Origin of the sequence: Psychrosphaera aestuarii (genome assembly GCF_017948405.1) — a bacterium.
GTDB classification, from domain to species: domain Bacteria; phylum Pseudomonadota; class Gammaproteobacteria; order Enterobacterales; family Alteromonadaceae; genus Psychrosphaera; species Psychrosphaera aestuarii.
This window is the reverse complement of sequence record NZ_CP072844.1, coordinates 1,881,362-1,896,428: the sequence shown is the minus strand read 5'-3', so window position 1 is coordinate 1,896,428 and position 15,067 is coordinate 1,881,362. Positions and strand designations below refer to the sequence as shown.

Annotated in this window: 10 protein-coding genes; 6 read left to right on the top strand and 4 right to left on the bottom strand. The window is 38.8% G+C overall.

Annotated elements, in window-relative coordinates:
* Positions 1 to 19 precede the first annotated feature (19 nt).
* Positions 20 to 3,820 (top strand): bifunctional proline dehydrogenase/L-glutamate gamma-semialdehyde dehydrogenase PutA, encoded by a 3,801-nt coding sequence (gene putA / locus J9318_RS08650; RefSeq protein WP_210559543.1) that lies wholly within the window; start codon positions 20 to 22, stop codon positions 3,818 to 3,820.
* Between the two features lie 73 nt (positions 3,821 to 3,893).
* Here the strand turns inward: putA and J9318_RS08645 are convergent, their stop codons facing one another.
* Positions 3,894 to 5,282 (bottom strand): MATE family efflux transporter, encoded by a 1,389-nt coding sequence (locus J9318_RS08645; RefSeq protein WP_210559542.1) that lies wholly within the window; start codon positions 5,280 to 5,282, stop codon positions 3,894 to 3,896.
* A 288-nt stretch (positions 5,283 to 5,570) separates the two neighbouring features.
* Here J9318_RS08645 and J9318_RS08640 point away from each other — a divergent pair, with 288 nt between their 5' ends.
* The 3 genes from J9318_RS08640 to J9318_RS08630 are packed head-to-tail and all read left to right on the top strand — an operon-like array spanning position 5,571 to position 8,142.
* Positions 5,571 to 6,047 carry a low molecular weight protein-tyrosine-phosphatase gene (locus J9318_RS08640; protein ID WP_210559541.1) on the top strand — a complete coding sequence of 159 codons (477 nt, stop codon included), beginning with the start codon at positions 5,571 to 5,573 and terminating at the stop codon, positions 6,045 to 6,047.
* Positions 6,048 to 6,071: 24 nt separating this feature from the next.
* Positions 6,072 to 7,418: a class II 3-deoxy-7-phosphoheptulonate synthase gene (locus J9318_RS08635; protein WP_210559540.1), complete on the top strand. Its 1,347-nt coding sequence runs from the start codon at positions 6,072 to 6,074 to the stop codon at positions 7,416 to 7,418.
* Positions 7,396 to 8,142, top strand: coding sequence for a heparan-alpha-glucosaminide N-acetyltransferase (locus tag J9318_RS08630; protein ID WP_210559539.1), 747 nt, complete (start codon positions 7,396 to 7,398; stop codon positions 8,140 to 8,142). The genes J9318_RS08635 and J9318_RS08630 overlap by 23 nt, the downstream gene beginning before the upstream one ends.
* Here the strand turns inward: J9318_RS08630 and ppsR are convergent.
* Positions 8,139 to 8,951 carry a posphoenolpyruvate synthetase regulatory kinase/phosphorylase PpsR gene (ppsR, locus tag J9318_RS08625; RefSeq protein ID WP_210559538.1) on the bottom strand — a complete coding sequence of 271 codons (813 nt, stop codon included), beginning with the start codon at positions 8,949 to 8,951 and terminating at the stop codon, positions 8,139 to 8,141. The genes J9318_RS08630 and ppsR overlap by 4 nt on opposite strands.
* Before the next feature lie 177 nt (positions 8,952 to 9,128).
* Between ppsR and ppsA the strand changes: the two genes are divergently transcribed.
* Entirely contained in the window at positions 9,129 to 11,510 is a 2,382-nt protein-coding gene (gene ppsA, locus J9318_RS08620) for a phosphoenolpyruvate synthase (protein ID WP_210559537.1), read from the top strand.
* Positions 11,511 to 11,564: 54 nt separating this feature from the next.
* Here ppsA and J9318_RS08615 read toward each other — a convergent pair whose 3' ends face one another.
* Positions 11,565 to 12,017, bottom strand: a complete 453-nt coding sequence (locus J9318_RS08615; protein WP_210562415.1) for a YchJ family protein — start codon at positions 12,015 to 12,017, stop codon at positions 11,565 to 11,567.
* Between the two features lie 19 nt (positions 12,018 to 12,036).
* A complete protein-coding gene (locus J9318_RS08610; protein WP_210559536.1) occupies positions 12,037 to 12,438 on the bottom strand; it encodes a hypothetical protein in 402 nt (133 codons plus the stop codon).
* Between the two features lie 96 nt (positions 12,439 to 12,534).
* Here J9318_RS08610 and J9318_RS08605 point away from each other — a divergent pair, with 96 nt between their 5' ends.
* A complete protein-coding gene (locus tag J9318_RS08605) occupies positions 12,535 to 15,060 on the top strand; it encodes a 7TM diverse intracellular signaling domain-containing protein (protein WP_210559535.1) in 2,526 nt (841 codons plus the stop codon).
* Positions 15,061 to 15,067: the final 7 nt, after the last annotated feature.

Sequence of the window (15,067 nt, the reverse complement as noted above, 5' to 3'; positions counted from 1 at the left end):
GTTTAAGAGGATTTTGCCTATGTTGTTTAACGACAACCTAATTACAGATTGCCCAATTCGTCAAAAGATTCGAGACTTCTATCGCATTGATGAAGAAGAAGCAATGAAGTTTATCCTTCCTGAGGCAGAGATTAGTCTTGCGGCTCGTAGCCGTGCATGGGAAAGAGCTCGTAAAATGGTTGTTCGTATTCGTAAAGAAAATACGGAAAACAGTGGCATTGACGCACTTTTGAATGAATATTCATTATCTTCAGAGGAAGGCGTAGTTCTTATGTGTCTGGCAGAAGCCTTGCTTCGCGTTCCAGATAAAGCAACACAAGATAAATTGATTCAAGACAAAATAGGCCAAGGTGCTTGGAGTCGTCATATTGGTGGTAGCGAGTCCATGTTCGTTAACGCATCAAGTTGGGGACTATTACTGACCGGCAGTATGGTGAAGTATTCAAGTGATAGCACCAAAGCTCAATATGGTATTTTAAAACGCACTGTAGGTAAATTTGGTGAGCCGGTTATCCGTAAAGCAATGAAAATTGCAATGAAGATAATGGGTCAGCAGTTTGTAATGGGCGAAGACATCGAAGATGCAACTGAACGCGCCATGAAAAAAGAGACTAAAGGATACGTCTACTCCTATGACATGTTAGGAGAGGGTGCGCGCAACATGGAAGATGCCAATAAGTATTATCAAGCTTATGTTGATGCTATAAAAGTTATAGGTAAAAAAGCCAAAGGCCGTGGGCCGAGAACAAGCCCGGGAATTTCGGTAAAACTATCCGCTATCCATCCTAGATATGAGTTTGGTAACCGTCATCGTGTTTTAGAGGAGATTGTTCCTAAGCTAAAAGCATTAGCATTAATGGCTAAAGATTGGGACATCGGACTTACTGTAGATGCAGAAGAGTCGGAACGCCTAGATATATCTTTAGATATCATTGAAGCGGTTTTTCTTGATGATGACTTAGGTGATTGGAATGGATTTGGATTAGCGGTACAAGCTTACCAAAAACGAGCTATTTTTGTTATTGATTGGTTACGTAGCCTGACATTAAAAACTCACCGAAAGCTAATGGTGCGTTTGGTCAAAGGGGCGTATTGGGATTCTGAAATCAAAAACGCGCAACGAGATGGCGAACCACATTTTCCAGTATTTACTCGTAAATCCTCTACAGACGTTTCATACCACGCCTGTGCTAATAAATTGTTAGAGTATCGCGATACTATTTATCCGCAGTTTGCGACACATAATGGCTATACAGCTTCGACAATATTAGAGCTCGCTGGTGATGATAAAGAGGGTTTTGAATTTCAATGTTTGCATGGCATGGGCGATAGCTTGTATGACCAAATAGTGAGTGAGCAGAAAATTCAATGTCGTATTTACGCGCCTGTAGGCGTTCATGAAGACCTTTTAGCTTATTTGGTTCGTCGTTTATTAGAGAATGGTGCCAACTCGTCGTTTGTGAATGCGATTGTAGATGTTGAAAAACCAGTTGAAGACTTGTTGTTTGATCCTATGGAAAGAACACAACGACTTGAGTCTGTTTACAACGATCAAATTAATTTGCCACATCAAATTTTTGGTAAAGAGCGAGCCAACTCAAAAGGTCTAGATTTAACCGACATTAATGAACTATTACCTCTTAAAAAGTCATTGGAGTCTTGGTTTGAAACGAATCAAGCGTCGGTTAAAGCGTTTAAAAAAGACTTGCCAGATAATGCACATGCAGTTCGAAATCCTGCAAATCATTCAGAAGTGGTAGGCTATCACAAGTTTACTAGTACAGATGAAATGACAAAAATGCTTGAGCGAGCGGATAACGCCTTTACTGAATGGTCGACAACATCTATTTCAGTTCGAGCAGAATTATTGCGTAAAACCGCTGATATTCTTGAAGATAATACCGAAGAATTAATTGGTTTATGTATAAAAGAAGCTGGGAAAATAGCTAAAGACGGTGTGGACGAAATTCGTGAAGCGGTAGACTTTTGTCGTTACTATGCAGCTCGAGCCGAAGAACTTGCAAATGATGACAGGCTAGAGCCTCGAGGCGTAATTTTATGTATTAGCCCTTGGAACTTCCCGTTAGCGATATTTTTAGGCCAAGTGGTTGCCGCTGTTGTTACCGGTAATACGGTTCTAGCAAAGCCGGCGGAGCAAACGAGCTTAATTGCGATTCGAGCGGTAGAGTTGATGAAACAAGTTGGTTTGCCAGAAAATGTTGTCCAACTTGTTATTGCCAGAGGGCCTGACGTAGGCAATACCTTATTACCAGATGAGAGAGTAAAGGCAGTAATGTTTACCGGCTCTACTCAAACCGGTACCTTAATATCGCAGATATTAGCAGAGCGAGGTGGTGAGCAGGTTCCACTTATTGCAGAAACGGGTGGTCAAAATTGCATGATTGTTGACTCAACGGCGTTACCGGAGCAAGTTGTTGATGACGTGATTGCATCTGGTTTCCAAAGTGCCGGTCAACGTTGCTCGGCGTTAAGGGTGCTATATATCCAAGAGGATATTGCTGATAACGTGATCCGTATGATTAAAGGTGCGTTAGATGAATTATCCATAGGTGATCCGGCATTGTTATCTACAGATGTAGGTCCTGTAATCGATGAGAAAGCGTTAGCAGCTCTTAATTCACACGCCGAATTCATGCAGTCTAAAGGCAAGTTGCTATTTGAAGGCACGCTTTCAAGTGACTGTGAAAACGGAACTTATTTCGCTCCAAGGCTTTATGAAATAGAGAATATTAACCAGCTTGAAAAAGAAGTTTTCGGACCATGTGTTCATGTAATTCGTTTTAAGGCCGATCAAATAATTGAAGTTGTTGACCAAGTTAACTCAACAGGTTTTGGTTTAACTATGGGCATTCACTCTCGTATTGAAGAACGTGCAGTTCAACTCGCTAAGTTGTCTAGAGCGGGTAATGTTTACGTTAATAGAAACATGATTGGTGCTGTGGTAGGTGTACAACCATTTGGCGGCCGAGGCTTATCAGGAACGGGTCCTAAAGCGGGTGGTCCAAACTATTTGCCTCGTTTGATGATTGAAAAAGCAACGCCAGATGAATTTGATTATCCTGAAGAAGATCCAGCATTAGAAACAGATGACCTGTCGATTGACGCCGCTAAAGAGATGATGGAAACCGCTAAGTTTACCCGCGAGTCTTGGCGGTTAACTGATTTGGTAAGTCGCTTATCTTATGTACGACAGTTATTAGCAAGTATTGCGACTGTTGATATAGTTGATGATTTAGCCGATAACTTAGAAAAAACGTTAAAAGCGTCTCGTAATCAGTTGATTAATATTGAACGTAAAATGAAAAAGCCGGTTCAATTGCCTGGACCAACAGGTGAATCAAATACTCTATTTTATGAGCCACGTGGCACATTAGTATGTTTTGCAGATAAAAATGTATCGTTTCACTATTGGACATTATCTGTTGTAACGGCATTGGCAACAGGTAACGTTGTAATAGCTGTTGTTTCTGATTTGTTTTATGAGGAAGCTCAGGCGTTCCGTGAGAAGCTACTAGCGACGGGCGTAGAAAAAGGCGTACTACAAGTGGCAAGACTTCGTCATTTAGAACCATTATTAGGTCATGAAGACTTAGCAGGGGTTGTAATCGAGTCTCGATCTAAACGAACAGCCTATGTTTCTGAGCAATTGGCACGCAGAAATGGTGCAATACTTCCAGTTATAGAAGCTGAGTACGATGATAATCTTATTTCACGTATGTTAACGGAAAAGACAGTAAGTATTGATACGACTGCATCTGGTGGCAATACATCGTTAATGACGTTAACAGAAGACGACTAACTCTCGGCAATATTTAACGAGTGTAAATTGGGAAAAAGCCAGCTTTCTTATTAAGCTGGCTTTTTTATTTTAATTAATTGGGCAGAAAAGTGTCTGGATTTTTCAGCGTTCTTCTCAGCCAGTAAAAGAACATGATAGACGCTGCGGTTAAACCCAAAACAATCCCCCACCAAAAACCGGCAGGTCCCATCGCTGGAACTATTACGTCGGTTCGCCCGAGTAAATAGCCTAAACCAAAACCAAGTGGCCAATATGCAATAAATGTGATGTATAGAAGCGGTTTAGTGATTTTCAAACCTTTAAATATACCCGCACACATGACCTGTACAGCATCAGGAAGCTGATAAATAGCAGTAATAATTAAGATACTAGAGGCAAGGGCAACAACTTCTGGTTGCTCTGTATACATAGCAATAATAACGTCCCTGAAAAAAAACGTAATTGCCATTACAAACGTGCCAAAGGCTGCTGCTAATACAAAACAAGTCTTAATTGCTTGCTTTAACATTGCGATATCGCCAAATCCCTTTAAATAGCCGATGCGAATTGTAGCGGCCATAGATAGACTTAGCGGCATCATAAATACAACACTACTATAACTAAATGCCACCTGGTGGCCTGCTACGGCAATAGACCCAAGTGGTGCGATAGCAAGTGCTGAAAACGCGAATAATGTGGTTTCAAAAAGCAACGATATAAAGATTGGCAATCCGATCTTAGACAAGCTCTTGATTTTAATAGTATCGGGCTTTTCAAAGCGACTGAATACTTTCATTGGCTTTAGGCGTTTACCCTTATGCAAATAAATCAATAGTACAAAAAAGCTTATCCATTGGATAATTGCGGTTGCTAATCCACAACCGGCACCACCTAATTGCGGCATACCGAATTCGCCAAATACAAAAATGTAGTTCAACGGAATGTTTAATATTAAACCAATAACACCGGTTATCAGCGCAGGGGTGGTTAAACCAACGCCTTCAAAAAAACTTCTAAATACAAAAAACAAACAGGTTGGCAATATGCCCCAAATTGCAAATTGTAAATAACCTAACGACTTGTCATGTAACTCTTGTTCTAGACCTAAGTTATCGAGTGGCACATTAACAAACTGATAAAACAAAATTACAAACGCACAAACAATAAGTGCTAGATAAATACCTTGGTACAAAGTAGAAACAATCGGACGGGTATCACTGTTTGCGCCACCGCTACCTAACAATTGCGCGACCACAGGTGTGACGGCAATAAGCAAACCTTGAATTGAAAATACAACTGGTCCCCATAAACTAGTGGCAACGGAAACCGATGCCATATCCACATGGCTTAATTGGGATGCTATTACTGTATCGGTAAACAGCATGAGTGCCGTAATTACCTGAGTGATAAGTAAAGGGATCGCGAGCTTTAATAAATGTCTAGTTTCATTGAGATCGAAAAATTTTGCTTTTACTTCTTTCATTAATGCGCTTTGTTGTCATTTTCGGTGCCGTATTATCTATATATTTAAGTGTTATGGCTATAAATAATCAAATGCTATCTGCTGAATGACTTGTTTATTACTAAAAAGAGTAAGATATTAGTATATAGACTCTATTTTAGTGGTGGTAATGGTTTAAAAATCATGAACAGTGTGGCTTAATGTAACCATCGGTGTAGCGCAAATAACGTCTTCTGACACAATGTATTCTGTCCTTAAGTTAAGGCGCACTACCACTTAGTTTAATTTTCAAACAAGGTTACCAAAAAAGTGACATTATCTTCTATTAACTCAGTGCTTTTTGTCTGTTTAGGCAACATTTGTCGCTCGCCTTCGGCTCATGCGGTATTTCGGCACAAATCTGAAGCCGCTGGCCTCGATCTAAAAATCGATAGTGCAGGTACAGCAGCATACCATCAAGGCGCAAAGCCCGATGGACGTTCACAAAAAGTTGGTGAGAGTAGAGGATATAACTTTTCTGGAATATCTGCCCGAAAGGTAGTACAGAGTGACTTTGAAAACTTCGACATTATTCTAGCAATGGACGATTCGAATTTTTCAGATTTAATTTCTGCATGCCCTGAACATCATCATCATAAAATAAGATTGATGACAGAATTCTCACAAGCTTATGCTGACCAAAGTGAAGTTCCTGATCCTTATTATGGTGGTGCGGCTGGATTTGAGTTTGTTTTGGACCTCATCGAAGACGCTAGTGATGGTCTTCTAAATCAAATAAAAAAGTGACTATATTTAAACTAAGGGTATTACGTGACAAATTGGACTCCTGAAAGTTGGAGAGCGTTGCCAATACAGCAACAGCCAACATATAAAGATAAAGAATTATTAAAAAGTGTAGAGGCTCAAATACACTCATTCCCACCATTGGTTTTCGCTGAAGAAACGCGCGAACTGCATCGCCAATTAGGTGAAGTCGCAAATGGTAGAGGTTTCTTGCTTCAAGGTGGCGACTGTGCTGAATCTTTTAATGATTTCAGTGCGACTAATATTCGCGATACGTTTAAGGTAATGCTGCAAATGGCAGTGGTACTAACGTTTGGTGGCAAAGTGCCAGTAACTAAAATTGCTCGAGTTGCAGGTCAATACGCGAAGCCACGATCTTCTGATTTTGAAGAAATTAATGGCGTACAGCTTCCTAGTTATCGAGGTGATATTGTTAATAGCTTCGAATTCAATGAGTTAGCGAGAGAGCCTGATCCACAACGCTTAATTACAGCGTACCATCATTCGGCATCAACTCTTAATTTACTACGTGCATTTGCGCAAGGTGGCTTAGCTGATTTGCATCAGGTAAACCGTTGGAATATGAGTTTTGTAGAGTCGAATCCAAATAGGGAACGTTATCAACACCTTGCTGATCAGTTAAAGGAAACGTTAGACTTTATGGAAGTCATTGGACTAACGTCAGAAACAACGCCGATGATTAAAGAGACGCAATTGTTTACATCGCACGAAGCGCTTTTGTTAAACTATGAGCAAGCCTTAACCCGCAAAGATCATCTAACAGATAAATGGTACGATTGCTCTGCTCATATGGTTTGGATTGGTGAGCGTACCCGTCAATTAGACCATGCTCACATTGAATTTTTTAAAGGCATCCACAACCCAATTGGCGTTAAAGTTGGTCCTGGTATGACGCCGGATGAGCTTATTAAACTGATAGATGCGTTAAATCCGAACAACATACCTGGGCGATTAACGTTAATCACTCGTATGGGTGCTGATGTTATCGGTAAAAAGCTACCTGCCTTGGTTCAAAGAGTAAAGCAAGAAGGACGGCATGTCGTTTGGAGTTCTGATCCAATGCATGGGAATACGATTAAAGCGAGCAACGGTTACAAAACTCGTAATTTTGATGCCGTGTTGAGAGAAATCCAAGACTTCTTTAGTGTTCATAAAGCAGAAGGAACGTGGGCCGGCGGTGTTCACTTTGAAATGACAGGTCAACACGTTACCGAATGTACCGGTGGCGCTTATGGACTGAGTGAAGCTGATTTGAGTCAACGTTATGAAACACAATGCGATCCTCGCTTAAATGCTGATCAGGTATTGGAGCTGGCATTCTTGATTACTGATGCACTCAAAGACGCTCGATAACAAATTACCTCAAGTTCGCTATCCCATAATCGATTGGTTTAGGGGTAGCGCAATTTTATTAATGGTGATTTATCATCTTTGTTACGATTTAGATGTGTTTGGTTACATTGATACTCAATTTGGCGTTGGGTATTGGGTTCCATTTCGGTATTTGATAGTCATAAGTTTTTTACTACTGGTTGGTATTAGTCTTCAATTTGTTCATGCAAATGGAATTAATTGGTCAAGTATTAAACGTCGAACAATGCAGCTAATGGCTGCATCAATTGCGGTGTCTATATCTTCTTTTATTATTGCCCCTGAAAAAACCACTTTATTTGGTATTCTTCATCTAATTTTATTCTCTAGTTGGCTTGCTTTGCTATTCATTAATAAACCTTGGATAAGTCTTGCAATAGGTACAATTATATTTTTTGCCGGCCATTTAATATCGAGCCCAGTGTTTGAAGTAGCTTGGTTACATTGGATAGGAATGGTACTGCATCAACGACCTGCCTTAGATTACGCTCCGGTATTTCCTTGGTTTGGCGTTGTCTTATGGGGTTGTGCAATCGGTTACGCCATTCAATATAGTGACAAGGTTAAAATGTCCCTGCTTAATATAGAGATAAGAAATAACTTGTTTAATCGTTGGTTAAACTGGGCTGGCAAACATAGTCTTATTATTTACTTGTTACATCAGCCCTTGCTTTATGGCGTGTTTTTATTTCTTTCCCGTACCTAGTGATTATGACGAACTAGTTTCATTGTAGAAGTAATTTTTGCTGATATTTCCTCTACTGAGAAATGTGTTGTATTAATAAAAGGGATTTTATTTGCTTTGTACATACGTTCAACTTCGCGTAGCTCCATACGGCACTGACGCAGTGACGCATATTTACTATTAGCGTAGCGTTCGTGTCGAATTGCGGCTAGCCTGTTTGGTTCAATGGTTAAGCCAAAGATCTTTCGTTTATTCGCTTTTAAAACGTCTGATAATTTAAAATCTTCCATGTCGTCTTCAGTAAATGGATAGTTAGCGGCTTTGATACCATATTGAAGTGCCAAGTATATACTTGTAGGGGTTTTACCACTTCTTGAAACGCCGACTAAAATAACATCCGCATCATCATAATTATCGGTAGTTTGACCGTCATCATTGGCAAGTGCAAAGTTCATTGCCTCAATTCTGGCGTCATATTTATGTTCTTTTATTGAGTGTGTTCTGTGTTTAACTGGATTAGCTTTGATATTAAGCTTTTCACTGATGACATTTGAGAAGGGTTCAAGCACATCAAAACAAATCGAATTTGAATCACAAACTTCACTAGCGAGGGATTTGTCAACAAAGGTGTGAAATACAAAAGGGCGATGGCCTGTAGTTTTAAAACGTCTATTTATTTGCTCTTTTAGCTGTTTAGCTTTTTCATCACTCTCTATAAAAGGCACGGTAATGTGTTCAATAGTAAAGTCGTATTGCGATAATGTCGCGTGACCTATGGTTTCTGCTGTAATTGCAGTTCCATCAGATACATAAAATGCGCTGCGCGTCATAAATATCCTTTGTAGTAATAAATTTTCAAACGCATTTAAATTTTACCAATAGCGGTAGGTTGTGTAGAATGCGCTCGCGTTTGTAAGTGTTTTTGTAATAATACAAATCATATAACAAAACCTATATCAAACTCTATTTTATCTCAAAACTTATTAATATTAGTGGAGAATGTCATCGTGCAGGAATATGTACTCTGGTATCAAGAATTAGGAATGAACGACGTCAACCAAGTTGGCGGTAAAAATGCGTCATTAGGCGAAATGATTAGTAATCTCGCCAATGCTGGAGTGAAAGTACCCGGTGGTTTCGCCACAACGTCTTTCGCCTTTAATGAATTTTTAGAACAAAGTGGCTTAGAAGCACGAATCCATGAATCTTTGGATAAACTAGATGTTGATGATATCGCTGAATTGACTAAAACTGGAGAGCAAATCCGTAACTGGATTATTGAAACTCCGTTTACGCCAGCATTAGAAGCCGCACTAGCAGAGTCGTATCAAAAGTTAGCGGGTGAATTAGGTGAGCAAGCATCATTTGCAGTTCGTTCTTCTGCAACAGCAGAAGATATGCCAGATGCGTCTTTTGCGGGTCAACAAGAAACGTTTCTTAATGTAAAAGGTCTAGACGCCGTAAAGGTCGCAGTTAAACACGTATTTGCATCATTATTTAATGACCGTGCCATTTCTTATCGTGTACACCAAGGTTATGACCACAAGGGTGTTGCTTTATCTGCTGGTATTCAACGCATGGTGCGTTCAGACAAGTCATCTTCAGGTGTTATGTTCTCGATTGATACTGAATCTGGCTTTGAAGACGTGGTGTTTGTAACGTCAGCCTTTGGTTTAGGTGAGATGGTTGTTCAGGGTGCAGTAAACCCAGATGAATTTTATGTTCATAAGCCAACCTTAGCAGCAGGCCGACCAGCTGTTGTGCGCAAAACTATGGGCAGTAAAGCAATTCAAATGATTTATGCCGATACACAAGAGCATGGTAAACAAGTTACTATTGAAGATGTTGATCCTGCTCGTGCGAATGAGTTCTCTCTTACTGATGAAGAAGTCATGGAATTAGCGAAACAAGCCGTAACGATTGAGAAACATTATGGTCGCCCTATGGATATTGAGTGGGCTAAAGATGGTTTAGATAACCAACTTTATATTGTTCAAGCAAGACCTGAAACTGTCCGCAGTAATGAAGAAGCTAATGTTATAGAAACTTTCCAATTAGAGCGCCGTGGTACAGTCAAATGTACGGGTCGCGCTATTGGCCATAAAGTGGGTTCAGGCACAGCAAAAGTATTAAAGTCAATTGCAGAAATGGACCAGATCCAGCCTGGTGATGTTTTGGTGACAGACATGACAGACCCTGACTGGGAACCGATCATGAAGCGAGCATCAGCGATTGTTACAAACCGAGGTGGTCGCACATGTCATGCCGCTATCATAGCTCGTGAATTAGGTATCCCAGCGGTGGTTGGTTGTGGTGATGCAACATCGTTAATTGAAACTGGTGATGAAGTCACTGTGTCTTGTGCAGAAGGTGATACTGGTTTTATTTATGGTGAAGTACTCCCATTTGAAGTCGTTACATCAAAAGTAGATGAAATGCCAGACTTACCGGTTAAGGTAATGATGAACGTTGGTAATCCAGATCGTGCTTTTGACTTTGCCCGTTTGCCGCATGCAGGTATTGGCTTAGCCCGTCTAGAGTTTATTATTAACCGTATGATTGGCGTGCATCCAAAAGCGTTATTGAATTATGAAGCGCAATCAACCGATATCAAAGATGAAATTGATGAGCTGATCGCAGGTTACGAGTCACCAGTTGAGTTTTATATCAACAAGCTAAAAGAGGGTATAGCTACCTTAGCTGCCGCGTTTTATCCGCAAAAAGTCATTGTTCGTATGTCTGATTTTAAATCAAACGAGTATGCTAATTTAGTCGGTGGTGAGCAATACGAACCAGATGAAGAAAACCCAATGATAGGGTACCGTGGCGCATCTCGTTATATTTCTGATTCGTTCCGTGACTGTTTTGCACTTGAATGTGAAGCGTTAAAACGTGTTAGAAATGACATGGGCTTAACAAACGTAGAAGTTATGATCCCGTTTGTAAGAACTGTATGTGAGGCTAAACAAGTATCGGAACTACTTGTAGAACACGGTTTAAAACGTGGGGAAAACGGACTGCGCGTAATCATGATGTGCGAATTACCATCAAACGCATTATTAGCCGATCAGTTTTTGGAGTATTTTGACGGGTTTTCGATAGGTTCAAATGACTTAACGCAACTTACTTTAGGGCTTGATAGAGACTCTGGTTTAATTGCACATTTATTTGATGAGCGAAACGAAGCGGTAAAAGCACTATTGTCAATGGCAATAAAAGCAGCGAAGAAAGCTGGTAAATACGTTGGTATTTGTGGTCAAGGACCTTCGGATCATGAAGACTTTGCAAATTGGTTAGTAGAAGAGGGTATTGATTCAGTTTCTTTAAACCCAGATACGGTATTAGAAACTTGGTTATATCTTGCAGAGCAAGAGCAGAAACGCTCTTAGTATTAACCTTCCGGTAATATACACTCATTTAAAGCCAGCTTAATTGCTGGCTTTTTACTTTCCGTGACATTTTTTAAATTTTTGGTTTGATCCACATGGGCACTTGTCATTACGCTCTATTTTGATAATAGGAACATCAAACAACTCACCTGAATCATATTTCCATTCACCGTTTTCTTTTATGAATAACGACTTTTCATAAATCTGCTGTAAGTAACCATCGGCAATAAAGTCCGCTTTAAATTCCACCGTGTCATTTTCAGCGTTAATAATTTCTAAGTTTGTAAAGTCACAATTTTGACAAGCAGTATGTAATTCTTTAACACTAAGTTCGGCTTTCAATTTTTGCGAGCTTGTTTCGAATAGATACTCACATTCACCAGTGGCAAAAGCTACATAACGAGAACGCATTAAGTCTAAAGGTGTTTCTGCGACTAAAGACCCATTTATAAGATCGTTACAAACACAATGTGCAGACTTTAAATTGCAGGGACAAGAAAAAGACATTTATTTTCTCTTATAAAATTTAATGAGCGTGAAGTATGCCATCAATGTTATCGACATTTAAAGAGTGAATTGCTATGGCCGCATCGCTTCCTTTTTCGAAAATTACTCTTTGCTGCGCTTCACTCATCGCATTATCCCAAAATATGACTGCTGAGCATGTATGGTGCTTAACCGCTTCGTTTGCAGTGTAGAATACATCTTGGCAGTGCTTCTTTTGAAAAACAATAACTTTATTAACATCTATACTATTTTCAATTAGGTAGTCTTTTGTTGGACAGCCTTCCGGAGCGATTAATAAAATCCAACCGGGTAAAGTGCTATAAGCTTTTAAAAGACTAATTAGATCTAAGTCCCCTTTTTTAATACTATTCAAAGGGTTAAGTTGGTATTCTGTCTTTGCTGAAATTATATTGTTTAACATATTTAGTAACTACTGGATAAATGAACAGTGTTTGTGATTTAGTCTGTTTTTTGTACCACTGCAAGTGTTTTTTACAAATATATTACTGGAATGAAATTGAGAAATATTTATCAATACGGCCTTATAGCAATCGTTTTAGTATTTGTGATGTCACTTGTTTATAGCAGTGTTTCTACGTTTTATGCGTTAGATGGATTAAGAATAAGTGATAGTGAATTAACAACACATATCGATAAGTCATGGGCTACCAGTGAAATAGACACTGATCAAACGTTTTATATTAAAAACTTAAATTATCAACGCTTCAGTAAAACAATAAATTGGGGCTTTGATGATAGAGTATTTTACTACCGTTATGTAATTTCTAATTTGTCGTCGCTAGACCAACGTTATACTGTGTACTTTGACAATCCGACAATCGATAGTATTTATGTCTACAAGCAGGATAGAGACACCGTTAGATATGTTTCACGGTTTGGTGATGGCTACGAAGAACAATCGAGACTCAACAATAGAAACACAAGTAGTGAGCTTTTAGTTCCAGCAAATAGTCAGAAAACAATATATTTTAAAACACAAACTACGGGCTCAGCATTTCTGCCACTACTAGTTTTCAAGACAGAAGATTTTTCACGATACAAAACTGCAATTTACATGGTTTGGGGAGCTTTTATTGGCTCTGCTATTGTCATGACGCTCTACAACATTATTTTGTATGCCGGAACACGAGAAAATATTTATTTATATTACATCGGATACGTTTGTGTGTTTCTGTTGCAGCTCGGTACTCTACATGGGTTTAATGTGTATCTAGTCCATGATTCAATATATTACTTATTATCAAATAATATTAATGTCTTAAACTGCATTCTTTGTTTTTTCACACTGTCTTTAGCTTTACATTTTTTAAAACTAAACAAGTCTGGTTATTCAGTTGTAAGATTCACACATGCTTTTAAATATTTGTTACTTTTAGCGTCGGTTATTTTTCTATTTTTAAAAGAGTCGACTGCGGCAATACCTTTTTTCTTTCTACAAGCTTTTACCTATGCTCTCGTAATTGCGTTATTGGCAATGTCCTTTCGTGAGCATATACATTGGACGAAATTTTATATCATTTCGTGGTTCCCATTGTTTCTAGGAGCTGCAATTGGCTCTCTTATGTTTGCTGGGCAACTAGACTACTCTTTTTGGAATAGGCATGCGCTCTTGTTGGGTGTCCTTACCGAAATGTCATTAATTTCTATGGCACTTGTACAAAGGTTAAGGGCTACCGAACAGGTCAGGTTATATGAGACCACCCATGACCAATTACTTGGAATTGCAAACAGAAGTCTTTTCCAAAAGCGTGTAGATGAATTGAGACTGGATAAAACAGTTTTTGATTTTTCAGTTTTAACCTTTTCAGTACATAGATATTCTTCTATTAAAACCTATCTACAAGGTAGCCTACTAAAATCAGCGACGTTAATATTTTTAAAAAATATAGAAGAACTTTTGAGCTTAGATCTGATGATAATTGAAATAGATCCATCATCTGAAGCAAAGTCTGCGGCAAACATAAAGGAAGGGGTGTTTGCGTTTTTAGTTATAAGCAACGATGTTGTATTATTGGATGCAGTGTTAAAAAAACTCGCGGATCAGCAGCCAGTAACGGTTAAGTTAGATGAACTTGATATTGAAGTTAATTTTAACTTTAATATTGTCGTTACCTCATATCAAAATAGCTCATACAAAACGATTGACCTTATTGATGACACGCTAAAAGCGATAGACATAGCTCACGCTAAAAACTTATCTATATGTATACTCGATAAATCACTTAGAAAAGACATCGCAAAAGTCAAAAGCCAAACTCTTTATGTACAAGACACAGCATCTGTTTCAAAAATCGAATATTTATTCCAACCACAAATTGATATCAAAAAGAAAAAGTGTATAGGCGCAGAAATTATGCCGTTTATTTGTAATAAACAAACCGGTCAGTCAGAGCCCGTTCGGACTTCAGATTTTACAAATAGCCTAAGCTTATCAACCACAATAATTGAAAATTTATTAGAACAAGCCTGTGTGCACTTAAAATCTGTACGGCGACACACAAATGGATCAGTGTACACCTTAACGATTAAGCTGTGTTTAAACGAACTAGATTTAGATAGATTTGTTAAAGTAATAAAGCGGAAAATAAGTACTCATGAAGTCGATGCGAACCAATTTGTTTTGGAGTTGACTTGCAATGATACAGACGTTAACGACGCTTTTCTTTTGCCCAACATCAAACAATTAGAGACGCATGGCTTTTTATTAAGTACAAATTTCAGCACGGTTTCGACGATGATAAGTTATAAATTATTTCCAATGATGTATATTCGTTTCGGGCCTGGCTCTATAATGGAGACGAAAGAAGGTGAAATTAATCATAATAGAATTCTAGCAGTCACCGCGTTTATTAAAACACTAGCAAATAAAGTATTACTTGAGTTATCAATAGAAGACTTTTACTCGATAGACTTTATTGATAATGAAAACTTAGTGGTACAGAGTTGTGCGCTAGCTCAGCCGATGCAGCAGGAACAGTACCTGCTATTTCTAGATAAATATAACAGGAAAGAAAGTGAATAAGAAAAGT

Bases quoted from the DNA above. Each gene is read 5' to 3' on its own strand.
- putA (WP_210559543.1), top strand. From the start codon at position 20: ATGTTGTTTAACGACAACCTAATTACAGATTGCCCAATTCGTCAAAAG.
- J9318_RS08645 (WP_210559542.1), bottom strand. From the start codon at position 5,282: ATGAAAGAAGTAAAAGCAAAATTTTTCGATCTCAATGAAACTAGACAT.
- J9318_RS08630 (WP_210559539.1), top strand. From the start codon at position 7,396: ATGCACTCAAAGACGCTCGATAACAAATTACCTCAAGTTCGCTATCCC.
- ppsR (WP_210559538.1), bottom strand. From the start codon at position 8,951: ATGACGCGCAGCGCATTTTATGTATCTGATGGAACTGCAATTACAGCA.
- J9318_RS08615 (WP_210562415.1), bottom strand. From the start codon at position 12,017: ATGTCTTTTTCTTGTCCCTGCAATTTAAAGTCTGCACATTGTGTTTGT.
- J9318_RS08610 (WP_210559536.1), bottom strand. From the start codon at position 12,438: ATGTTAAACAATATAATTTCAGCAAAGACAGAATACCAACTTAACCCT.